The organism is Paenibacillus zeisoli (assembly GCF_003994465.1).
Taxonomy (GTDB): Bacteria; Bacillota; Bacilli; order Paenibacillales; family Paenibacillaceae; genus Fontibacillus; species Fontibacillus zeisoli.
The window spans coordinates 67,708-89,074 of the sequence record NZ_RZNX01000010.1; the positions used below are offsets into that span (position 1 = coordinate 67,708).

General features: G+C 46.9%; 22 protein-coding genes and 1 pseudogene. 15 read left to right on the forward strand and 8 right to left on the reverse strand.

Annotated features, from left to right (window positions below):
- Nucleotides 1-19 precede the first annotated feature (19 nt).
- A complete protein-coding gene (locus tag EJP77_RS17620; RefSeq protein WP_127200572.1) occupies nt 20-295 on the reverse strand; it encodes a hypothetical protein in 276 nt (91 codons plus the stop codon).
- 37 nt (nt 296-332) lie between these two features.
- Here EJP77_RS17620 and EJP77_RS17625 point away from each other — a divergent pair, with 37 nt between their 5' ends.
- Complete coding sequence (locus EJP77_RS17625) at nt 333-2,105, forward strand: B12-binding domain-containing radical SAM protein (protein ID WP_127200573.1); 1,773 nt, start codon at nt 333-335, stop codon at nt 2,103-2,105.
- A 211-nt stretch (nt 2,106-2,316) separates the two neighbouring features.
- On the opposite strand, the gene EJP77_RS17630 is transcribed toward EJP77_RS17625, so the two are convergent.
- From EJP77_RS17630 to mnmL, 4 genes are read right to left on the reverse strand one after another with little or no spacing between them, the layout of a single operon-like run.
- Nucleotides 2,317-3,258 (reverse strand): alpha/beta hydrolase, encoded by a 942-nt coding sequence (locus EJP77_RS17630; RefSeq protein WP_127200574.1) that lies wholly within the window; start codon nt 3,256-3,258, stop codon nt 2,317-2,319.
- Between the two features lie 26 nt (nt 3,259-3,284).
- Nucleotides 3,285-3,683, reverse strand: coding sequence for a VOC family protein (locus EJP77_RS17635; protein ID WP_127200575.1), 399 nt, complete (start codon nt 3,681-3,683; stop codon nt 3,285-3,287).
- Nucleotides 3,684-3,700: 17 nt separating this feature from the next.
- Complete coding sequence (mnmM, locus tag EJP77_RS17640) at nt 3,701-4,282, reverse strand: tRNA 5-(aminomethyl)-2-thiouridylate-methyltransferase MnmM (protein WP_127200576.1); 582 nt, start codon at nt 4,280-4,282, stop codon at nt 3,701-3,703.
- 1 nt (nt 4,283) lies between these two features.
- Nucleotides 4,284-5,237: a tRNA modification radical SAM protein MnmL/YtqA gene (gene mnmL, locus EJP77_RS17645; protein ID WP_127200577.1), complete on the reverse strand. Its 954-nt coding sequence runs from the start codon at nt 5,235-5,237 to the stop codon at nt 4,284-4,286.
- A 432-nt stretch (nt 5,238-5,669) separates the two neighbouring features.
- On the opposite strand from mnmL, the gene trmB reads away from it, so the two are divergent.
- Complete coding sequence (gene trmB, locus EJP77_RS17650; protein WP_127200578.1) at nt 5,670-6,377, forward strand: tRNA (guanosine(46)-N7)-methyltransferase TrmB; 708 nt, start codon at nt 5,670-5,672, stop codon at nt 6,375-6,377.
- A 48-nt stretch (nt 6,378-6,425) separates the two neighbouring features.
- Here the strand turns inward: trmB and EJP77_RS17655 are convergent, their stop codons facing one another.
- Together EJP77_RS17655 and EJP77_RS17660 are read right to left on the reverse strand one after the other, a co-directional pair.
- A complete protein-coding gene (locus tag EJP77_RS17655; RefSeq protein WP_127200579.1) occupies nt 6,426-7,565 on the reverse strand; it encodes an MGDG synthase family glycosyltransferase in 1,140 nt (379 codons plus the stop codon).
- 52 nt (nt 7,566-7,617) lie between these two features.
- Nucleotides 7,618-8,145 (reverse strand): phosphatase PAP2 family protein, encoded by a 528-nt coding sequence (locus tag EJP77_RS17660; protein ID WP_127200580.1) that lies wholly within the window; start codon nt 8,143-8,145, stop codon nt 7,618-7,620.
- Between the two features lie 695 nt (nt 8,146-8,840).
- On the opposite strand from EJP77_RS17660, the gene EJP77_RS17665 reads away from it, so the two are divergent.
- The 5 genes from EJP77_RS17665 (at nt 8,841) to EJP77_RS17685 (ending at nt 11,956) form a co-directional block, all read left to right on the forward strand.
- Nucleotides 8,841-10,079, forward strand: coding sequence for a glycosyltransferase family 2 protein (locus EJP77_RS17665; protein ID WP_127200581.1), 1,239 nt, complete (start codon nt 8,841-8,843; stop codon nt 10,077-10,079).
- A 296-nt stretch (nt 10,080-10,375) separates the two neighbouring features.
- A complete protein-coding gene (infC, locus tag EJP77_RS17670; RefSeq protein WP_127200582.1) occupies nt 10,376-10,870 on the forward strand; it encodes a translation initiation factor IF-3 in 495 nt (164 codons plus the stop codon).
- Between the two features lie 34 nt (nt 10,871-10,904).
- Complete coding sequence (gene rpmI, locus EJP77_RS17675) at nt 10,905-11,105, forward strand: 50S ribosomal protein L35 (protein ID WP_127200583.1); 201 nt, start codon at nt 10,905-10,907, stop codon at nt 11,103-11,105.
- 30 nt (nt 11,106-11,135) lie between these two features.
- On the forward strand, nt 11,136-11,495 hold the full coding sequence (rplT, locus tag EJP77_RS17680) for a 50S ribosomal protein L20 (RefSeq protein WP_127200584.1): 360 nt from the start codon (nt 11,136-11,138) through the stop codon (nt 11,493-11,495).
- Nucleotides 11,496-11,626: 131 nt separating this feature from the next.
- Nucleotides 11,627-11,956 carry a hypothetical protein gene (locus EJP77_RS17685; RefSeq protein WP_127200585.1) on the forward strand — a complete coding sequence of 110 codons (330 nt, stop codon included), beginning with the start codon at nt 11,627-11,629 and terminating at the stop codon, nt 11,954-11,956.
- Here the strand turns inward: EJP77_RS17685 and EJP77_RS17690 are convergent.
- Nucleotides 11,953-12,423 (reverse strand): GNAT family N-acetyltransferase, encoded by a 471-nt coding sequence (locus EJP77_RS17690; protein ID WP_127200586.1) that lies wholly within the window; start codon nt 12,421-12,423, stop codon nt 11,953-11,955. The genes EJP77_RS17685 and EJP77_RS17690 overlap by 4 nt on opposite strands.
- 559 nt (nt 12,424-12,982) lie before the next feature.
- Between EJP77_RS17690 and ilvB the strand changes: the two genes are divergently transcribed.
- The 8 genes and pseudogenes from ilvB to EJP77_RS17730 all read left to right on the forward strand — a co-directional run bounded on the left by ilvB (nt 12,983) and on the right by EJP77_RS17730 (nt 21,355).
- A complete protein-coding gene (gene ilvB, locus EJP77_RS17695) occupies nt 12,983-14,728 on the forward strand; it encodes a biosynthetic-type acetolactate synthase large subunit (protein WP_127200587.1) in 1,746 nt (581 codons plus the stop codon).
- Nucleotides 14,728-15,213, forward strand: a complete 486-nt coding sequence (gene ilvN / locus EJP77_RS17700) for an acetolactate synthase small subunit (protein ID WP_127200634.1) — start codon at nt 14,728-14,730, stop codon at nt 15,211-15,213. The genes ilvB and ilvN overlap by 1 nt, the downstream gene beginning before the upstream one ends.
- A 182-nt stretch (nt 15,214-15,395) precedes the next feature.
- Nucleotides 15,396-16,388, forward strand: a complete 993-nt coding sequence (ilvC, locus tag EJP77_RS17705) for a ketol-acid reductoisomerase (protein ID WP_127200588.1) — start codon at nt 15,396-15,398, stop codon at nt 16,386-16,388.
- A gap of 143 nt (nt 16,389-16,531) precedes the next feature.
- Nucleotides 16,532-17,308 (forward strand): annotated as a pseudogene (locus EJP77_RS17710) (alpha-isopropylmalate synthase regulatory domain-containing protein); the annotation flags it as partial.
- Between the two features lie 197 nt (nt 17,309-17,505).
- The gene (gene leuB / locus EJP77_RS17715; RefSeq protein WP_127200589.1) at nt 17,506-18,585 is read left to right on the forward strand and encodes a 3-isopropylmalate dehydrogenase; all 1,080 of its coding nucleotides are present in this window, start codon (nt 17,506-17,508) and stop codon (nt 18,583-18,585) included.
- A gap of 187 nt (nt 18,586-18,772) precedes the next feature.
- Nucleotides 18,773-19,318, forward strand: coding sequence for a peroxiredoxin (locus EJP77_RS17720; RefSeq protein WP_127200590.1), 546 nt, complete (start codon nt 18,773-18,775; stop codon nt 19,316-19,318).
- 220 nt (nt 19,319-19,538) lie between these two features.
- Nucleotides 19,539-19,964, forward strand: coding sequence for a hypothetical protein (locus EJP77_RS17725; RefSeq protein WP_127200591.1), 426 nt, complete (start codon nt 19,539-19,541; stop codon nt 19,962-19,964).
- A gap of 278 nt (nt 19,965-20,242) precedes the next feature.
- Nucleotides 20,243-21,355: an ATP-binding protein gene (locus EJP77_RS17730; RefSeq protein ID WP_127200592.1), complete on the forward strand. Its 1,113-nt coding sequence runs from the start codon at nt 20,243-20,245 to the stop codon at nt 21,353-21,355.
- Nucleotides 21,356-21,367 lie beyond the last annotated feature (12 nt).

The following is a 21,367-nucleotide window of genomic DNA, read 5'->3' on the forward strand; positions in this document are numbered from 1 at the left end:
AGCTTACGTATGTTTTGAATCAATTAGCAATGTGCTCCAGCACCAGCGGAGGGGGCGGAATCGTCCTGAAGAAGCGAAGCGTTCGCCTTTGCTCCCGGATTCCATCACTAAAGTGATGATAATAAGGAATCCGGAAGCAACAGCGATCGTAAGGACGATCCGCCCACGGAGCGCTGCACCATGCACCCAAGGACGATCGCTCACGGAGCGCTGCATCATGCACCCAAGGACGATCCGCCCACAGAACGCTGCACCATGCGCCCAAGGACGATCCGCCCACAGAACGCTGCACCATGCGCCATACTTTTTAACTCAAAAGAAGGTTGTGAACCATGAAAGTTATCCTGTCAACGCTTAACGCCAAGTACATTCATACATCCCTGGCCATCCGCCTGCTCAAGGCGTACAGCGATCATGAATTCGACATTCAGCTTGCCGAATATACGATTAAGGACCCGGCGATGAACATCGTGTCGGACCTGTTCAACAAGAAGCCCGATGTAGTTGGATTCTCATGTTACATCTGGAATATTGAAGAGACCCTCAAAGTCGTCGAGATTCTTAAGAAGGTCATGCCGGAGGTCACAATCGTACTGGGTGGACCCGAAGTGTCCTACGATACAGAGTATTGGATGAACCGGGCGCGGCATGTTGATTTTATCGTGATGGGCGAAGGAGAAGAGGTATTCCATCGGCTGCTGCAGGAGCTGAGCGGAGAGCGTAAATTCCACTTTGTATACGGCATTGCCTACCGCAAAGATCAGGAAGTCGTTATCATGCCTGGTCATCCCAAAAGCGATTTGAACACACTCCCATCACCGCATCGGTTTCAAGAGGACATTCCGAATTTGGGCAAACGAATTGTATACTTCGAGACAAGCCGGGGATGTCCCTTCAATTGTCAGTTCTGTCTGTCGAGTATCGAGGTCGGAGTGCGTTATTACGATATAGAACGTGTGAAGTCGGATATTCTCTATTTGATCAGCAATGGAGCCAAGATCATTAAATTCCTGGACCGGACTTTCAATATTAATAGAGCCTATGCCATGGAGATGTTCCAGTTCTTGATTGAGAACCATCAGGGCTGCATTTTCCAGTTCGAGATTACTGCCGATATCATGCGTCCCGAAGTACTTGAATATCTGGCTGAGAATGCGCCTCCGGGGATCTTCCGGTTCGAAATCGGGGTTCAATCCACCAATGATGCTACCAATGAACTGGTCAAGCGCCGCCAGAACTTTACCAAGCTGACGCGGACCGTCACTACAATCAAGAACAGCGGGAAGATCGATCAGCACTTGGATCTGATCGCAGGTCTGCCTGAAGAGAACTACGAGTCGTTCCGCCAAACTTTTAACGATGTATTTGAACTGGGTCCCGAGGAGCTGCAGCTCGGTTTCCTCAAGATGCTTCGGGGAACTGGACTCCGGAATGATGCCAAGAAATACAACTATACTTACATGGACCACGCGCCTTACGAAATTCTGGGTAACGATGTGCTGCCTTTCTCTGACATTGTCAGACTCAAGCGGCTGGAGGATGTGCTGGAGAAATACTGGAATGCTCATCGTATGGACAATACCTTGAACTATTTGATGAAGCACGAATTTGACTCACCATTCGATTTCTTCCAGGACTTTGGTAACTACTGGGAAGAGCAGGGTTGGCAGCGGATTGGGCATCAGCTGGAAGATTTATTTACCAGGCTGCAGTCCTTCCTGGATTACCGGGGAATGAAGCGTCCTGAAGTAGTTATGGGGTTGATGCAGCTCGATTATTTCTTGGGTCACAAATATAAGCCGCGGAAAATCTGGTGGGAGACCCGTGTGGATAAAGACCGCAGAAGTGCCCACTTCAAAGCACTGATCGAAAGGGCGGATCAGGTCTCCGGGGATTTTGCGAATTTAGGAGTCCAGGACCGGGAGCTGCAAAAATTTGCAGTGGTGGAAGAGCTTCCATTCCCGCTTCATAAGGTACTAGGGGACGAACCCATCTCGGGTACAGAGAACGAGAACACGTTGTTAATCGTCCTTTATCAGCAAAATGACGCCGAGGTTCCGGTGTTCTATACCCTGCCGCTGCTTGAGACAGCTGTGCTTGAATAGAGGCTGTCCAAGAAAAGCAGTCGCATAAACAGCCATTTTCTATGAAGAAGAAGACAACAATCCAGTGAGCAATCAGCTCCAAACTTATACCAAAAAAGCAAGCCCCTGCAAAGGGAGACTTGCTTTTTTTGGCTTGTTTATTTACTGCAGCCGTAGGCTTGCTACTATCGCTTTCAACTTGTAGGCGGGTTGATCCAGCCAGCCATCGCCTTCAACTCGTATGCCGGTTGATCCAACCGAGCAGGTCGCTTGTGACTTCATCCCGGTTAATTTCGTTCAGCAGTTCATGGCGTGCTCCCGGATAAAGCTTTAGCTCCACGTCCTGAATCCCAAGATGATGATACTGCCTATACAGACGGCGAACTCCATCTCCCTTAAGACCGACAGGATCCTCTTCTCCGCTGAACAAGTAGATCGGCTTATCCTTAGGGATCAGAGCCATCCGCTCAGGATTATGAATTTCCAGCAGAAGACGGAAGAAATCCCGGAAGAAGCCTGTGCTGCTGATCGCCCCGCATTCAGGATCCTCGATGAATTTGTCCACCTCCGCTTGATCACGGGTTAACCAGTCAAATGGAGTTCGAACCGGTTTGAATGAACGGTTATAAGGTCCAAATACGACAGCATTAAGCAGAAGACTGGGGTGACGTTCACCCTGAAGCATAACCTGCAGCAAAGCCAGCTTCTCGCCAACTTCCAGCATACTTCGCTTCCCGCAGGTTCCTGACAACATAAATCCCGAATAATGTTCATGACCTGTATACATGACCTTTTGGGTGAGGAAAGAGCCCATGCTGTGACCGAGAAGCAGAATCGGCAGATCCGGATACTTATCCCGGATAACACTCCCCAGTGAGATCATATCGTTCACCATGGCATTGAAGCCGTCCGTACCGATCTTGCCCAGTTCATCCAGGCTGCCTGCAGTCCGCCCATGACCACGATGGTCGTTGGCATAGACAATATAGCCCTGCAGGGTAAGCTCGAAGGCAATTCGCTCATATCTTTTGGCGGTCTCGGCCATACCATGTGCAATCTGGATCACCCCACGGGGGCGAGCCTCGGAAGCCGGGGAAGGAAGCCAGTTATAGACATAGATATCCGTGCCGTCTGAGCTGAGTAGATTGAAATGATTCGATTCTATAGAGGTCATCCTCCTTCAGCTGTTGCTTGAATGGTTCAAGATATGCGCGCAGGTTCAAAAAATTCAATACGTTCCCCATCTGGCCCATTAAAGAAAAAGAAACGGTTCCCGTTAGGAAGTGAACGGATCTCGGGGTCCCGTCCGGATAATCCAAGTTCAGCAATACGAGCATATTCTCTGTCGATATAGCTTACAGTGAATGCCAAATGATTTACACGTCCTTCACTGGCGAGTTCGGGAGCATCTTTGATGTAGACCAGCTCGATCTCTACACTTTCCTGTCCGGGAAAAGAAAGAAAGGCGAGACGAAGGTCCTCTCCAACCTCCCCAATGGTATAGAGCAGTTTGAGTCCCAGTACTCGTTTATAAAATTCAATGGAATCCTCAAGAACGGATACGCGGATTCCGATATGTTCAATCTTGTGTACACTCATATATTAACCTCATTTCATTATTTCTTCTCGATGGCAATTAGGTATGGCGCAGCTGCTTTCTGCAGCTGCCGGTATATTAATGACTGCCCTTCGGATAGAGGCAGGGAGGCTGCCCAATCCTGAACGGCAGCGGCTTCATCTGCCCCGCCAGGATGACCTGGATAGAGAACCGCCGTAATGATCCCCCTTGGGCGAAGCAGCTCCATGGCAGCCTTTAGAGCAGCCATCGTACTGGCCGGCTCTGTAATCAGCGATGAATCGGCGCCTTCTGCCGGGAGATAGCCGAGGTTGAACATGACAGCCCCAAGACGGCCGTGTAACTTGGCAGGCACAGCCTCTTTCATCTCAGCATGACTGCGCTGCAGCAGAGTTACCTGGGCCAGCTTGGCCTGCTCCTCCTTGGCCAAACGCCGCTCCGTTAAGATGAGCGCCTCGGCTTGTACATCAAAGCTGAAGACCTGTCCCCTGCGCCCGCAGGCAAGCGCCAGGAACAGGGTATCTGCACCGGTTCCAGCCGTTGCGTCAATAGCTGTGTCCCCAGGCTGAAGGCGGGCGCCTGCCAGCTGATGAGCCATGCTGAGTACGGACTGAAAGCCCATCTTAACGCCCCCTCCAGAACTTACCCTGCCAGGTGTCACGGGCCTTAAGTTCAGCGTCTATCGCGTTCAGAACTTCCCACTTCTTCAGGCTCCAGAGGGGTCCAATAAGAAGATCCCTCGGTGCATCTCCGGTTAGCCGATGTACAATCATCTCAGGTGGGAGGAACTCCAACGTGTCCACGATGAGCTTCACGTATTCATCTTTCTCCAGGAAGCGCAGGAGTCCTGCCTCATATTGTTTCACCATAGGGGTCTTTCTCATGAGATGCAGCAGATGGATTTTGATTCCTTGAACGTCCATGGCCGCAACGGCTCGTCCCGTTTCCAGCATCATTTCATGGCTCTCCTGTGGCAGCCCGTAAATAATATGGGCGCAGACCCTGATGTTTCTTTTGCGAAGCTTCTCTACAGCCTCGAGGTAACACTGGGTATCATGCGCACGGTTGATTAACTGCGAAGTAGATTCATGGACGGTCTGAAGTCCCATTTCTACCCATAGATAAGTCCGTTCATTAAGTTCTGCGAGGTAATCAATCACCTCATCAGGCAGACAGTCTGGGCGCGTAGCAATAGATAGGCCCACTACACCGGGCTGCTGAAGGATAACCTCATAATATTCCCGGAGCTCCTCCACCGGGGCATAGGTATTGGTATATGCCTGGAAATATCCGACATACTTTGCGTTTGGCCACTTCAAATGCTGTTTGTCCCGTATGGTATTGAACTGAGTGACAAGATCGTCCCGGCGGCTTCCTGCAAAGTCGCCTGAGCCCCGCGCACTGCAGAAGGTACATCCTCCTTTGGCGATGGACCCATCCCGGTTTGGGCAGGTGAACCCTGCATCCAGCATAACTTTGAACACTTTCCCGTCAAAAACCTCACGCATTTCTGTGTTCCATGTATGAAATCTTTTACCTCCCCATAAGGTTGGGGCCGAAGGTATTTGTATACTCATGGTAACTCCTTTGTATTTGAAATGACCCAAATAGATTATTTCTGTGTGACGACTTTTTTCTTATGTTACATTGTATCAAAAAACACAAAAAAAGGGGAACCGGAGGGTGGTTTGTTGAATTCATCGGCCTATTGTGATATTTTAATATCAGTCAGTAGCTGAGTTGACTTGTCAGTTTCTGAATGTCTTGCAGCCTATGAAAGTCCTATATGAAGCGGATCCGGCAATGATGCGGATCTTAAGAATCGTTGGACCCCAATTCCAAATATAGTGAAAGAGGAATCCTTGATCGTTTCCAGCGGTCACCAGGATTCCTTTTTCCATTTCATACCGGCCTTTGGTCTTTACTTTTGGCGAAATCTTAGGCACAATAATGCAGGAGTATCAAATGTTTAATGTGCCAACAGCACATGATAAAGGCGGAGGAATGAGATGCGTTTACGCGGTAGAAAAGGGATACGGGAGAATTTGGAGTCACAGCAGGATATCGTTACACTGGATCCCCGGGAGCATAAAGGACGCTGGGCGGAATGGTTCGGCAATGATAATCCGATTTATATTGAGCTTGGTATGGGTAAAGGGCAGTTCATCAGTGGGATGAGCGTGAAATATCCGGATTGCAATTTCATTGGGATGGACATGTATGATGAGTTGATCCGGAGGGCAAGTGAGAAGGCGCGTGGAATCTGGATGGAACAGGGCGTAGACCTGCCGTCTAACGTGAAGCTGGCTCTTGGAAATATTGAGTCATTGGAGGAGTTCTTTGCTCCTGGCGAAGTAGAGCGGATCTATCTGAACTTCAGTGATCCCTGGCCAAAATCCAGACACGGTCGCCGCCGGCTGACTCATCCGCGCTTCCTGGACAAATATCGTTCGGTTCTTAACGAGAAGGGAGAAATCCATTTCAAAACGGATTCCTTAACGTTGTTTGAATTTTCACTCAATTCCTTTGCGGCTACCGGATTGCAAATGAACAATATTTCCTTAAGCTTACACCGGGAAGGAATTAATGAAGAGCATGTAATGACAGAGTATGAGACCAAATTTGTTGGACAAGGAATGAACATTTACCGCTGTGAAGTTATGGTGGGAAATGAAGCTCTTCGTAAGTATCAAGAGCATAAGATGGATCAATTCTAATTACTGGAATATGAATAGAAGAAGGGGCTCTTCTTTAGTCAGATATGACTAATGAACAGCCCCTTCTTTATGTTCGAGTACATCAATAATGGCTTGAGCGCTTTGCATGGGATGATAACGTTTGATCTGTTCAATCACACGCTGGCGATTGTGTTTCACTTCTTCGTAATTGTCCGTCAGTTGACTCATCCACTCCGTAATTACATGAAGACCTGTAATGGGTGTACCCCATCCCTGGGAAGCGAAATACTGGGAATTCTCTTCTTCCTGCCCGGGAAGAGGTTTGTGGAACAGCATGGGAATTCCTTTGGCGAGACCTTCCGAGCAGGTCATTCCGCCTGGCTTGGTGATCAGCAGGTCAGAGACCTCCATCAGCTTATCGATTTCTTTCGTAAAGCCCATAAGATGGATATTGGGATGGTTGAATCTTGGATCATCCTCCATCCTTTGGAGGGACTTAGTATTGCTGCCGAAACAGAAGATCAGCTGGATCCGATCGCAGTATCGTGCGAGAAGGGTATTGACCGCTTCATCCTTCATAAAGCCCCAGCCACCGCCCATAACCAGCACCGTTGGCATATCAGCCAGACCGAATTTGAGTCTTATATCGTCTTTGCTGTGATGCCGTTCCCAGAAGCTGGGATGCACGGGGATCCCAGTGACCCGGATTCTTGCTTCCTCAACTCCCCGCTCAAGGAGCCTGTCTTTGACCTGATTGGTCGAGACCAGATAGCAATCGACTTCCCGGCTCACCCAGGTTCCGTGCGCATCATAATCCGTAATGACCGTACATAATGGAACATCAAGCCCGAGCCGCTTCATCCGTGAAATTACCGCACTGGGGATCGGGTGAGTACATACAATTACATTGGGACGAATCTGCTTGACCAGCTGCGTGGTGTGCGTATAAAAAATCCGATGCAGCGCAAGCGTCGTCAATCGGTTTAATGATTTTTTATAATTGCTGCGGTACATCATTCGTACCAGCCGGGGTTGGGAGCTGAGCGTTTTCTTATATGCTGTAATAATTAGTGGAGCCATTCTCGGATTCAAAAAACTTCCAAGCTCAAGGACCTTGGTCTGCACATTTGGCGATACTTTACGCAAACTGCTTGAAAGCGCGTAAGCCGCTTGGGTATGCCCTGCACCAAATCCTTCAGATAAAAGCAGTACTCTTTGTTTTTGCACGTTAGTTTCACCTTTTCCTGCAAGGTTTTACCATAACCTAACAATATCCCCTTTAGGTCCATAATGCAACCGTGCCAAGTGCGACTCCGGTCCCGATCACGGCTCCAGCCAGTACATCAGACGGGTAGTGCAGACCCAGGTAAATTCGGGATAAGCCTACCATCATGGCAATTGGAGCGAGTATAAACGATGTCACAGGCTCCATTACCATAAAAGGCATTGTAACTGAGAAAATGGCTGTGGTATGCCCTGATGGGAACGAATGATCTGTCAATGGATCACGGAATGTATTGGTACCCGGAAGCGTTAGATAGGGCCTCACCCGCGGGTAAGTCTTTTTGGCTATTGCAACTGGGATATGACTGATGGCCAGTGAAGCAGCTGCTATTAGAGCCGTGTGTCTCCATGGATCTGGAGTAAAAATCCACAGCAGTATCGTTGCTGCAATTGTAAAGGTTGCTCCTCCCATATGGGTCAGGTAAAAAAGCCAAAAGTTGAGGAAGCTGCCGTGAAGTCCAGTATTTATGGCTACAAATAATCGTTGGTCCAAGTGTGTTAATTTCACAAATAATCGCTGCATACAATCCCTCCGCTTTGGATAGGCCGCTAAGCTGACCCGAATCATCCCTTATTTATGGAGTGTGGTGTGTAATCCATATAACCAGCGGAAGCTGGCCTGAACAACCCTTAGCAGCAGATTGCCGTTATTTTCAGGATAGGATAATCATATTTTTATTCTACGGTCATTTCAAGGTCAGTTTGTTTTATTTTCTACTTTAGCCGCCGTCCTTTTTTGACTTATCAAGGATACACCTACTACAATGATTCAAATGATATCAAAAAAGTTTAAAAAAATATCAGGTTTTCCGTAAACTTTTCCTGATAATTCCCGTTTGATTTAATATAACCTTTACGTTCATCGATTATTTTAGGCAAAGGGGGCGAACCAGGGAAATAAAAAACGGCTAAATGGATGAAAATAAGACCTAACCGCTATGAATGCAAGGACGAGGTACTGCTGTACCCTGATATAGACATTCTTTGGGCGTAATTTACACGTAGAAGAGAAATTAGCCTTTTGACAAATCGGGCGAATTCGTAGAGAATCTTAATGTCTGACCATTTGCACCCAGATAAAGATAAGGGGCAAATGGAGTACCATGCTTCACTAAATTAAATATGAAACAAGGGTCATTAGAAACTGCGATAACAAATTGTAGAGAGAAAAAGCGTAGTTTAATTTCATGAGGGTTAAAAGGGGGGTACCAGGGAATCATGTTGGATGCCATTCTAGTTGGACTGCAGATTATCCTTGCAGTCATTGGTGTGTATCAATTCGTGTTCTCTTTGTTTGGCTTGTATAAGAAAAAGAAAAAACAGCATTTTCCTCCGACCAAATCTTTCGCTGTCTTGGTAGCAGCACACAACGAGGAGCAGGTCGTCGGAGCCTTAATGGAGAACTTAAAGCTTCTCAACTACCCGCAAGATCTGTATGATGTGTTCGTTATTTGTGACAATTGTACGGACGGCACCGCCGATATCGTACGCAGTCATAATATGAATGCGTGTGTGCGTACCAATCCGAACCTTCGGGGTAAAGGGTATGCCATTGAATGGATGCTGAAAGAACTTTGGAAGATGCCGCGCCAGTATGATGCGGTTGTTATGTTTGACGCCGATAATCTGGCTCATCCGGACTTCCTGAACGAGATGAACAATGATCTTTGCAGCGGCGCACGCGTAATTCAAGGTTACATTGACACCAAGAATCCTGAGGATTCATGGGTGACTGCGGCTTATGGAGTATCATACTGGTACGTTAACCGCCTATGGCAGCTGCCTCGTCATAATCTGAAGATGGCTAACTTCCTTGGCGGTACAGGCATGTGCTTCGAGACTGAACTTTTGAAAGAAATCGGTTGGGGCGCAACCAGTCTTGTGGAAGACCTGGAATTCACGATGCGTTGTGCGAGTAAAGGGATTTATCCAGTGTTCAACTATGACGCCAAATTGTTCGATGAGAAGCCGCTAACCTTTAAGGCTTCAGCCCGCCAGCGTCTGCGCTGGATGCAGGGGCACTTCACCGTAGCGCGCCGATACTTCTTCCCGATGCTGTGGAAGAGTATCAAAGAAAGAAGCATGATCAAGTTTGACCTGGCTCTGTACGCAGTAAATGTCTACATCGTACTTCTGACATTTTTGCTTACGGCTTTTATCTGGGCAGATCAATCTTTGTTTAATGGACCGCATATCTCAACCATGTATAGCTACCTGCCATTCTGGGTATCGCTTCTGGCGATTGCCGGTAATGTGTTCATCTTCTTGGCAGCGATGATACTTGAGAAGATTACGTATAAGAAAGTGTATCTGTATCTGATTTTGTTCCCGGTTTACTTATTCTCATGGTGGCCGATTACGTTCTACGCATTCTTCACACAGAACAACAAGCAGTGGAGTCATACGGAGCATACGCGTGTTGTTCGTTTGGAAGAAGTTCAAAGCAAGCAGGGATAATCTCCCTGCTTTTTATTTTTTATTTCTGCTTGACCGGCGAAGTTTGGTGTGATATATTAATCAAGTATTTGCTGTTGCAAGTTTTTGGATTGCAAGCAGAGGCCCAGGCTTCTCACCTGACTGACTTCGGTTAGCTGGTTTTGATCCGTTGATTTATGAATGTGAATGTTCATAAAGAATTGACGATCAATATGGGATGCGGGTGATAACCTGTATCCCTTTTTATTTTGCTTATAATGGGTTATACAATTTGGCTAAAGACCATTTGGAGGTGGAGAATTATCAGTAAGGAACATATGATCAATGATGAAATACGGGCGAAAGAAGTTCGTTTGGTTGGTGCAGAAGGTGAGCAAATCGGGATTAAGCCGATTCGTGAAGCGCTGCAGATGGCTATCGATCTCAATCTGGATTTGGTGAATGTAGCGCCGACGGCTAAACCGCCGGTATGCCGGATTATGGACTACGGCAAGTTCCGTTACGAGACACAGAAGAAAGAAAAAGAAGCCCGTAAGAATCAGAAAATCGTCGATATCAAGGAAGTTTGGTTTCGCGCTAATATCGAGGAACATGACTACCAGACGAAACTTCGTAATGTGATCAAATTCTTGAAAGACGGCGACAAAGTGAAATGCTCTGTGCGTTTCCGTGGCCGTGAAATCACTCATGCCGATATCGGGAAGAAGATTTTGGATCGCGTCAAGGAAGAAGTTACTGAAATTTCTACCATTGAGCGTCTGCCAAAATTGGAAGGCCGCAGCATGATTATGATTTTGGCACCGAAAAACTAAGCGATAAGCTTACAACCTATAAGGGGGAAGTACCATGCCTAAAATGAAAACTCACAGCAGCCTTAAAGGCCGCTTCAAAATTACTGGAACTGGTAAAGTGAAACGCTACAAAGCAGGCCGCAACCACTTGCTGTCCGGTAAATCCAAAAGCACAAAACGTGTTTTGGCCGGCAATCCAGTTATGTACGCAGGTGACGTAAGACGTTTGAAACAAGGTCTGTCTAATCTTAAGTAGTAGAACACACTTTCTGGGAGGTTTTTTGATATGGCAAGAGTAAAAGGCGGATTCGTCGTTCGTCGTCGTCATAAAAAAGTATTGAAGCTTGCTAAAGGTTATTTCGGTTCCAAACACCGTATTTTCAAAACAGCTAATGAGCAAGTAATGAAATCATTCCTGTATGCATACCGTGACCGTCGTCAAAAGAAACGTGATTTCCGCAGACTGTGGATCGTGCGTATTAACGCGGCAGCTCGTCTGAACGGTTTGTCTTACAGCAAATTGATGCACGGCCTTAAGCTTGCTGAAGTGAACATTAACCGCAAGATCCTTGCTGATCTGGCTGTTAACGATCTTACAGCGTTCAACTCTTTGGCTGCTGTTGCAAAAGAAAAAATCAACGCGTAAATTGCGTTTTACGTACAGGAACAGGCGTCCCATTCGGGACGCCTGTTTTCTTTTTTTTCAAGGCGAGGGTACAGGCGTTCTTCACATCCAGAGAATATGCTAGGGGGAAGACATTTGGAGGAGGGGAATGCATGAATTCATCCGCAATGAAGAAGGAAGCACAAAAGCTGGTAGGTAAAAATATTGTAGCTTATAAAAAAGACGGCGGTATGGTTACGGGCAAGCTTGTTAAGATCAGCGGGAACCGCCTGATCCTGGCACCGAAGAAGGGCAAGAAGGTACACACCAAAGCGATTTTGCCGCTGGCCTTGTTCGATCTGCTTGCCATAGGAACTTTGCCATACTCATACGGCGGCTATGGTTATGGTCATGGCCCTTATGGTGGGGGCTACGGCTATGGTGGCGGGTACGGGTATAACTACGGCTACGGCGGGGGCTACGGCAGCCCGTTCATTTTCTAAATTAGCCGAGCAGGCTGATTTGATCGCAGGGATTTGTTCATTTCGTAGCATAGAGACATGGGGATGAATCTCGTTATTTCGTATCCGAGCTTTTGGTAGAACAATCGGGCGCGCTCATTTCCCGCGTCGACCATGACTTTGGCCCTGCTGCACCCACGTGAGGCGGCGAAGCTTTCGGCTTGCGAGAGCAGTGTCTTCCCATGGCGCTTACGCTGCTGCGCGGGTGCAACGGCCATCATGTCAATGTATAATAAATCTCCGTGAATCATAAAATGGATAAAGGCGCACGGATCATCCTCATAGGCAGGGGAGACAACTAAAGTCACACCACGGCTCATCCTGATGGGAAGGTCTTTCCTTACGGCGTCCAGGTCTCCCTTTGACAGATGTGAATAGGGGACAAGCTCGGTTTCGATCAGCCGGTAAATGATAGGGTCATCCTGATTTGGTCTCCGGTAACGGATCATTGTGAATTCTCCTCCTCACCGTACATATTTCTGGGCAATGTACTCTATCATATGGTGAGGGAGAAAAAGGGTTCCTCATGTTTAAAGGGAATCGATTTGCAAAAAGTGTTGACTATGGCACCTAGGAATCATATAATGTTTCTAAACATTTTAACGCGATAACGCGATACGAAATCGGCAATGATGAGGACGAAGTGTTAGGGGCTCTTTTGATCAGAGAGTGGATGGATTTGCTGAGACCACCACCATTATCCCTTAATGACGAGCTCACCTCTGAGCTGTTCTCCTGAAAAGTTCTTCTTACCGGATATAACCACGCGCGTGGAGAAGAAGAAGCTATTAGGGAGAATCGTAAGGTCTACGTTACGGACCATGAGTAGGGAGAGATCCTTTACTCGACAAGGCCTGGGTTTGTGAAGATCCGGGTGAACATGGGTGGTACCACGGAAGCGATAACCTTTCGTCCCTCGAAGCAGAAATCTGTTTTGAGTGACGGAAGGTTTTTTTGATGTTATAGACCTAAGCTATGTGAATGGTAATTTTGAGAGGAGGATGACTGATGAACGCTCGAATTCCAGAGATGCGCTCTACAGAAGAATTACGTGAGAAATGGATGAAGCCGGAAGTGATTACAGGTTCAGATATTTTGCTCAGAAGCCTGGTGCTTGAGGGTGTCGATTGCGTCTTCGGCTATCCGGGTGGTGCCGTATTATATATCTATGATGCGTTATATGGATTTAACGATTTCCATCACTTGCTGACCAGACATGAGCAGGGTGCGATTCACGCAGCAGACGGTTATGCTCGTGCAAGCGGCAAAGTGGGAGTCTGTATCGCCACATCAGGTCCAGGGGCAACGAACCTGGTTACCGGAATCGCGACCGCATATATGGACTCGGTACCTCTAGTAGTGATCACAGGGAATGTAGCGACAACCTTGATTGGTACAGATGCTTTCCAGGAGGCGGATATCACGGGGATCACGATGCCGATTACGAAGCACAGCTACCTGGTACGTGATGTGAAGGATCTTCCGCGTGTCATTCATGAAGCATTCCACATTGCGAATACAGGGCGTAAAGGCCCGGTATTGATTGATATTCCGAAAGACGTTTCGGCGGCCAAGACACTGTTTAATCCGGTTGAAACCCTGAATCTTCGCGGATACAATCCAACGGTTCAGCCGAATCGCCTGCAGCTTGATAAACTTCAAGCAGCCATTAGCGAAGCTGAGCGTCCAGTAATTATTGCAGGAGGCGGCGTAATTTACTCCGGCGGTCATGAAGCATTATTCGAATTCGTGAACAATACCGGAATTCCGATTACGACCACGTTGCTGGGACTTGGCGCTTTCCCAAGCGGCCACGAACTCTGGATGGGCATGCCGGGTATGCACGGAACGTTCACAGCGAACCATGGTATTCAGGAAGCGGATCTGCTCATTAATATCGGCGCACGCTTCGATGACCGGGTAACAGGAGCTTTGGGGGGCTTTGCTCCACTGGCCAAGATAGTTCATATTGATATCGATCCGGCTGAGATTGGCAAGAATGTGCCTGCTGATATTCCAATTGTCGGCGATGCCAAGACGGTTCTTGAACTGCTGAATCAGAATCCGGTCTACACCGAGAAGGCTGATGCATGGAGACAGACCATCCAGACACGCAAGCAAGAGAAGCCGCTGAAATATATTGATTCGGATACCGAGCTCAAGCCTCAATGGGTTATTGAACATTTGAATGAGACTACACACGGTCAAGCGATTGTAACTACGGATGTAGGTCAGCATCAGATGTGGGCAGCCCAGTACTACAAATTCAATCAACCTCGTTCCTGGATTACTTCAGGAGGACTTGGAACGATGGGATTCGGCTTCCCGTCAGCCATCGGTGCCCAAATGGCCCATCCTGAGCGCCTGGTTATCTCTATTAACGGGGACGGCGGAATGCAAATGTGCTCGCAAGAGCTTGCCATCTGCGCGATTAACAAAATTCCGGTGAAGATCGTTGTCATCAACAATCAGGTGCTTGGCATGGTACGCCAGTGGCAGGAACTGATTTATGAGAACCGCTACAGCCACATTGACCTGGCTGGAAGCCCGGACTTCGTAAAGCTGGCTGAAGCTTATGGTGTAAAAGGGCTGCGGGCAACGAACAAGGAAGAAGCCAAGAAGATATGGCAGGAAGCTCTGGAGACTCCTGGACCGGTACTGGTTGAGTTCGTAGTACGTAAAGGGGAAAATGTATATCCGATGGTTACGCAGGGCTCCACCATTGATCAAATGTTAATGGGGGATAGCGAATGATGACTAAAAGCCATGCAATTGCCGTTTTAGTAAATGACCAGCCGGGAGTACTGCAGCGTGTGTCCGGGTTGTTCGGACGCAGAGGCTTCAATATTGAAAGTATTACCGTGGGCCAATCCGAGGAGCAAGGCTTATCGCGTATGGTTATTGTCACTCACGGAGATGACAAGACACTGGAGCAGATCGAGAAGCAGCTGTACAAACTGATCGATGTCATCAAGGTTGTTAATCTCAGCTCCAAGCCCATGGTTGCAAGAGAGCTTGCGCTCATTAAAGTCAAATCCGAGCCATCCGAGCGCCCTGAAATCATGGGACTGGTTGAAACCTTCCGCGCCGCTGTTGTTGATATTGGAACCCACAGCCTGATGGTTCAAGTTGTTGGTGACACAGAGAAAATTGATGCTATGATTGAACTGTTGACTCCATACGGAATCCGGGAATTGTCCCGGACCGGAGTAACGGCAATGATTCGTGGTAATGCCTAATTAATAAATATGCAGATTAAGAACCGCTCATAATGAGCGGGGGCTTGAAGGGATCATCAAGGTCCTTTGAAGCACCCGTTCATTATGTGGAGGGTTTATACATTCGGCGATAGCTGAAAGGAACCGGAATTCAGGGGGACCGGCAGGCATCGACCAATACTATTTTAGGAGGACGAACGAAAATGGCAGTAACATTGTACTATGAACAAGATGCAGAGCTTAGCTTATTGAAAGGAAAGACCATCGCAATTATTGGATACGGAAGCCAAGGGCATGCCCATGCACAGAACTTGCGTGAAAGCGGACTTAACGTAGTCGTGGGTCTTCGTGAAGGTAAGTCTTTCGATAAAGCCAAAGAAGATGGCTTTGAAGTATTGTCTGTTGCTGAAGCAACTCGCCGTGCGGATGTAGTTCAAATTCTTATGCCAGATGAAACACAAGCTTCTGTGTACAATAGCGAAATTGCTCCTAACCTCAAAAAAGGCGCAGCTCTCCTGTTCGCACACGGATTCAACGTTCATTTCGGTCAAATCGTTCCTTCTAAAGATAACGATGTACTGCTTGTAGCACCTAAATCCCCAGGTCACATGGTTCGTCGTACTTATGTTGAAGGATTTGGTGTACCAGGACTTATCGCTGTTCATCAGGATGCAACTGGACAAGCCAAAGAAATCGGACTTGCTTATGCAAAAGGAATTGGCTGTACTCGTGCCGGAGTTATTGAAACTTCCTTCCGTGAAGAAACAGAAACCGATTTGTTCGGTGAGCAAGCTGTTCTCTGCGGTGGCGTGAGCGCACTGATCAAAGCTGGGTTCGAAACATTGACTGAAGCTGGTTATGCTCCTGAAATGGCTTACTTCGAATGTCTTCATGAATTGAAGCTCATCGTAGACCTGATCTATGAAGGAGGTCTAGCTACTATGCGCGATTCCATCTCGAACACAGCGGAATATGGTGACTATGTAACTGGTCCTCGCGTTGTAACTGAAGAGACGAAGAAAGCTATGAAAGCTGTTCTTTCCGACATTCAACAAGGTAAATTTGCACGTGACTTCATTCTTGAGAATCAGTCCAACCGTGCATTCTTGACAGCTACCCGCCGCAATGAAGCTAGTCATCCAATTGAAGTTGTGGGTGCAGAGCTTCGCGGATTGATGCACTGGATCAAGAAGTAATACTCTTTTTATATAGGTTTGACCTTTCAATGCGGCCGTGCGTAAGCGTGGGCCGCATTGAAGGTTTCTAGGTATTTATTCAGTTAGTTGAAATATTCAGGAGGTGTAGTTATCCGGAAAATTTATGTGTTCGATACGACGCTGAGGATTTCTTCGGTGCCAAGACCTCTCTGCAGCTGACTGAGATTGCCCGGACAAGCCGATTGGTCAGCAAGCTGACAGGTATGGTCGTTCCTGGAAACAAGGCGATCGTAGGCGCAAATGCTTTTGCCCATGAGTCCGGAATCCACCAGGATGGCATGCTCAAGGAGAAGACCACATACGAGATCATTACTCCAGAGACGATCGGGCTTAAGGAAAGTAAATTGGTACTTGGTAAGCACTCTGGCCGTCATGCTTTCCGCGAGAAGCTCGTGGACATGGGTTATGTGCTTGAAGATGAGCGGCTGAATGACGCCTTTGCCAAGTTTAAAGTGCTTGCTGACAAGAAGAAGGATGTCACAGACGAAGATATTCTGGCCATTCTTGAAGAGAAGCTGACGGATACACCGGGGGTGTTCCATTTGGAGACAATTTACGTATCCTATGGAAATGAATCCACTCCAAAGGCTAAAGTACGTATGGCTACTCAAGACAGTGGCATCATCAAGGAGGAAGCGGAAGGCAACGGTTCTGTGGATGCGATCTACAATGCGATTGATAGAGCATCCAAGGAAGAGGTTGAACTTTCTGATTATTCCATTAAATCGATCAGCCATGGCAAGGATGCCCAAGGTGAAGTGCATGTCGTACTCACGCAGAACGGGGTATGCGTACAGGGACGAGGTATCAGCACAGATATCCTTGAGGCGAGTGCCCGAGCTTACGTAGATGCGCTAAATCGTCTTTATGATAAAAAGGCATCTGCATTTTCATATTAATCATTGTTTCAGATCATAAGAGACACTTTCGAAGTGGATTTCCGCTTGAGGGGTCTCTTATTATATAAGCAACAAAATTGTCTTATAGCTATAACCTATTAACGTCATAGATTCTATATCTTTGTCTAACTAATCTATATATGTTACAACTGAATGAGATGTTATTGGACTGAACCTAATTAAGGGAGTGGATGAGTATGTCAGAAGTGAAGAAAATTGCGGTCATTGCCGGTGACGGGATTGGACCTGAAGTTGTAGCAGAAGCAGAGAAAGTATTGAAGCGCACCGAGGAGCTGTTCGGCTACCGTTTTGAAACCGAGCATGCCTTGTTCGGTGGGATTGCGATTGATGAGAAAGGTACCCCGCTTCCGCAAGATACACTAGAAATTTGTAAATCGGCAGATGCGGTATTGCTCGGTGCTGTTGGTGGGCCGAAATGGGACACGAATCCGAAGGAGCTTCGTCCTGAGACAGGACTTCTGGGCATTCGTAAAGCGCTGGGCTTGTTCTCCAACCTGCGTCCTGCAGTTGTATTCGACTGCCTGAAGGATGCTTCCACGCTGAAGCCTGAAGTTCTTGAAGGTACAGATCTTATGGTTGTCCGCGAATTGACTGGGGGAATTTATTTCGGGGAGAAATTCCGCCGTGATACTGAACATGGTCAAGAAGCTGTTGATACCTGCGCTTATAATGTATCAGAAGTAGAGCGTATCGTGCGTCAAGCATTTGAAATTGCACAAAAACGCCGTAAGAAGCTGGCATCTGTAGATAAGGCGAATGTCCTTGAAACCTCCCGCTTGTGGCGTGAAGTTGTAATCCGCGTCGCTCCAGAGTATCCGGATGTGGAACTTGAGCATGTGCTAGTAGACAACTGCGCAATGCAGCTCCTGAGACGTCCTTCAAGCTTTGACGTAATCGTAACCGAGAACATGTTCGGAGATATTCTAAGTGACGAAGCAGCCATGCTTACCGGATCCATCGGAATGCTCTCCTCTGCGTCCATGGGTGAAGGAAGCTTTGGACTGTACGAGCCGGTACATGGCTCCGCTCCGGATATCGCTGGTCAGAATATCGCTAACCCGATTGCTACGATTCTGTCCGTAGCCCTTATGTTCCGCTTGACCTTCGGATATGCAGATGCTGCAGATGCAATTGAAGCCGCTGTGGCTGAGGTGTTGGATGCAGGTCATCGTACAGGTGATATTGCTGTTGATAAGAGCAAGGCAATCGGCACGACTGCAATGGGCGACCTCATCGTAGCCGCTATGAAGAAATAAGAATCAGGAATGAATCATATTTAACACAATCTACTTATTTATAATAATTATAAAAAAGAAATTCTTCTAATCTTGACTTTGCATTTTACCGATGATACCATTTGTATGTAATCAGTAATTGCATAAGTTGATAAAGGAAACAGCCCCCGGCTTGTTTTCTTACATATTTTCAAAGGAGGATTTTGAAATGGCAGAACGTTTGGTTGGTAGACCCGCTCCGGATTTCGATCTTGAAATTGTGACTGGAGACGGAAAAGAATTTGGACGTAAGAAGTTAACAGATTACCGTGGTAAATGGTTGGTATTCTTCTTCTATCCGCTTGACTTTACATTTGTATGCCCTACAGAGATCACTGCACTTAGCGATGCTTATGAGCAGTTCAAAGCATTGGATACTGAAGTTCTGGGCGCGAGCACAGACTCTGTACACAGCCACAAAGCATGGATCAATACGCCTAAAGACAGCAATGGTCTTGGACAATTGAACTTCCCGCTTGCTGCTGACATTACTAAGAGTGTAGCTCGTGAATACGGCATTCTGATCGAAGAAGAAGGGGTTGCACTACGCGGCTTGTTCATCATCGATCCAGAAGGTGAGCTTAAATACCAAGTTGTTAACCACAATGATGTGGGACGCAGCGTGGAAGAGACTCTTCGTGTGCTTCAAGCTTTGCAATCCGGCGGATTGTGTGCAATGAACTGGAAGCCAGGCGACAAGAACCTGAACGTTTAATTTACAGCTGGACAAGTATTAGGAAAGCCCCCTCTTGGTGAATGACACCTAGCGAGGGGGCTTTTTATCCCATAGACCAGGACTATTTCCTTATTTATTCAAATCTGTGTTATAAATTCCTCACATTGAAAGGAATTTACATTTCACTTATCGAATACGTTAGAGGAAATAGGGATAAAGCGCTTCATATATTGAACCTAACTAAGGATGGTGAAGGGGAATGAGTTTTTGCTGTGGAGCGAGTATGGTTGGCACGAAAGGAACTTTGAAGCATTATCGTACGCAAGTCCATAATGTTCCCCTACTTTTCTGTCCGGTCTGTCATCGGGTAGAGGTTCATTATAAGGTTGAGAATGAGTATGAGATATTGGCTGAATATGCTCATGATGACGGAGCTGCTGAGGTTGACTTTCAGGATTTTGTAATGGAAGATGAGGAGTCGATCTTCGGGAATTGTGTCAATTATGAGAGCGAAGATCCACTAGATATCGTTCAGAGTCAGATTGACATGTCACTCGATCTGCTTACGGTAGCGAAGCAAATTGAGGATGAGAAGTGGGAACGAGAATTGAAGAAGCGGCTTGCGGTAATGAGTCAAAGACGTACCAAGCTGATTCATAATAAGAGTAAAGGCAGCACAAGATAGTCTCCTGACAGGGGGACTATCTTTTTCTTTTAGTGAAAAATGAATTGGAGACGGGGATATCCCACTTTTTTCGACAGTATCTCTGATTGACGGTTCCCGGCATACTTAATATGATGATTACAGAAGTTTTCTAGGTTTTTCCAATGTCGGACTAGCCCCAAAAAGTGTGAGGGAAAGAGAGATGTTCGCAGCAAGAGTTAGTATATACTTCTTTCGTTAGATGATGGAATATTGTCGGATAGGCAGGTACATCATTAATCAGAAAAGGGGGGGTCAACTTGTTGAGTGAATTTCAAGAAACACTGCTTCAGTCAGTACAAGCATTTCAATCGACCCAACTTGTCAAAAATAAGTATGAGAATGTGCTGCAGCATCTTGATAGCGGCATTCTTTTGTTTGATAGTGATGGTGTTCTAACTTTCATCAATGTTCAGATGGCCAAGCTTCTCGAACTTCCTCGTCAGTCCCTGATTGGCTGTAATCTCCTTCAGCTGCTGCGTCATCCTTATTTAAGCCGGTTCAAGCAGAAGAAGATTGCCAGAATCTACAGGGAGACAATCTTTCATCGCCGTAAATATCATGAGTTAATTGATGAATATGGAAGGCACTGGCTCATTACCGTTACTTATGGAGATCAGATGGACGGAGATTTTCTCCTGAGTGTAAAGGATGTATCTGATTACAAGCAGATTGAACAGACTGCTTACCAGAATGACAAACTGGCGATGCTGGGCAAGATCTCGGCGGCCATTGCTCATGAGATACGTAATCCGCTCACCGCAATCCGGGGATTTATCCAACTTCTGCGTCCGCACCTTCTTCAGCTTGGGAAAGATGAGTATGCTCGAATTATACTGATGGAAATCGATCGTGCGAACGATATCATTCATGAGTTTCTTAATTCCTCAAAGCCCTCAGCCCCCCAAAAGACAGTTGTAAGTGTACCTTCCTTATTGAAGGATACACTCCTGCTTAGTGAGAGCGAAGCTCTTATGAAGGGATGCGAAATGAGACTTCAACAGATCAATGAATCTTTGCTAGTATCGATAGATGTCAAACAAATCAAGCAAGTCATCTTAAATATTATCAAGAATGCGATGGAAGCAATTGAAGAAGTGCAAGGCGACCACGCAGGAATGATTGAGATAGGCGCGAAGCAGGAAGGCAATTATGTGAATATCTCTGTAAAAGATAATGGAAATGGAATGGACAAAACGTTGCTAACACGCCTGTTTGATCCTTTTTTCACCACAAAGGAGAAGGGGACGGGGCTTGGTCTATCTGTCAGCTACAAGATCATAAAAAACCACGGAGGAACAATTTTGGTAGACAGCATGAAGGGTGAAGGCACCGTATTTATGATATCGCTTCCATTAACCCACCAGGTGTAAACTGCGGTTAGG

Excerpts from the sequence above, each read along its gene's own strand:
- EJP77_RS17620 (WP_127200572.1), bottom strand. The coding sequence starts at position 295 with ATGGTGCAGCGTTCTGTGGGCGGATCGTCCTTGGGCGCATGGTGCAGC.
- EJP77_RS17625 (WP_127200573.1), top strand. The coding sequence starts at position 333 with ATGAAAGTTATCCTGTCAACGCTTAACGCCAAGTACATTCATACATCC.
- EJP77_RS17630 (WP_127200574.1), bottom strand. The coding sequence starts at position 3,258 with ATGACCTCTATAGAATCGAATCATTTCAATCTACTCAGCTCAGACGGC.
- EJP77_RS17635 (WP_127200575.1), bottom strand. The coding sequence starts at position 3,683 with ATGAGTGTACACAAGATTGAACATATCGGAATCCGCGTATCCGTTCTT.
- mnmM (WP_127200576.1), bottom strand. The coding sequence starts at position 4,282 with ATGGGCTTTCAGTCCGTACTCAGCATGGCTCATCAGCTGGCAGGCGCC.
- mnmL (WP_127200577.1), bottom strand. The coding sequence starts at position 5,237 with ATGAGTATACAAATACCTTCGGCCCCAACCTTATGGGGAGGTAAAAGA.
- trmB (WP_127200578.1), top strand. The coding sequence starts at position 5,670 with ATGCGTTTACGCGGTAGAAAAGGGATACGGGAGAATTTGGAGTCACAG.
- EJP77_RS17660 (WP_127200580.1), bottom strand. The coding sequence starts at position 8,145 with ATGCAGCGATTATTTGTGAAATTAACACACTTGGACCAACGATTATTT.
- EJP77_RS17665 (WP_127200581.1), top strand. The coding sequence starts at position 8,841 with ATGTTGGATGCCATTCTAGTTGGACTGCAGATTATCCTTGCAGTCATT.
- infC (WP_127200582.1), top strand. The coding sequence starts at position 10,376 with ATGATCAATGATGAAATACGGGCGAAAGAAGTTCGTTTGGTTGGTGCA.
- rpmI (WP_127200583.1), top strand. The coding sequence starts at position 10,905 with ATGCCTAAAATGAAAACTCACAGCAGCCTTAAAGGCCGCTTCAAAATT.
- rplT (WP_127200584.1), top strand. The coding sequence starts at position 11,136 with ATGGCAAGAGTAAAAGGCGGATTCGTCGTTCGTCGTCGTCATAAAAAA.
- EJP77_RS17685 (WP_127200585.1), top strand. The coding sequence starts at position 11,627 with ATGAATTCATCCGCAATGAAGAAGGAAGCACAAAAGCTGGTAGGTAAA.
- EJP77_RS17690 (WP_127200586.1), bottom strand. The coding sequence starts at position 12,423 with ATGATCCGTTACCGGAGACCAAATCAGGATGACCCTATCATTTACCGG.
- ilvB (WP_127200587.1), top strand. The coding sequence starts at position 12,983 with ATGAACGCTCGAATTCCAGAGATGCGCTCTACAGAAGAATTACGTGAG.
- ilvN (WP_127200634.1), top strand. The coding sequence starts at position 14,728 with ATGACTAAAAGCCATGCAATTGCCGTTTTAGTAAATGACCAGCCGGGA.
- ilvC (WP_127200588.1), top strand. The coding sequence starts at position 15,396 with ATGGCAGTAACATTGTACTATGAACAAGATGCAGAGCTTAGCTTATTG.
- leuB (WP_127200589.1), top strand. The coding sequence starts at position 17,506 with ATGTCAGAAGTGAAGAAAATTGCGGTCATTGCCGGTGACGGGATTGGA.
- EJP77_RS17720 (WP_127200590.1), top strand. The coding sequence starts at position 18,773 with ATGGCAGAACGTTTGGTTGGTAGACCCGCTCCGGATTTCGATCTTGAA.
- EJP77_RS17725 (WP_127200591.1), top strand. The coding sequence starts at position 19,539 with ATGAGTTTTTGCTGTGGAGCGAGTATGGTTGGCACGAAAGGAACTTTG.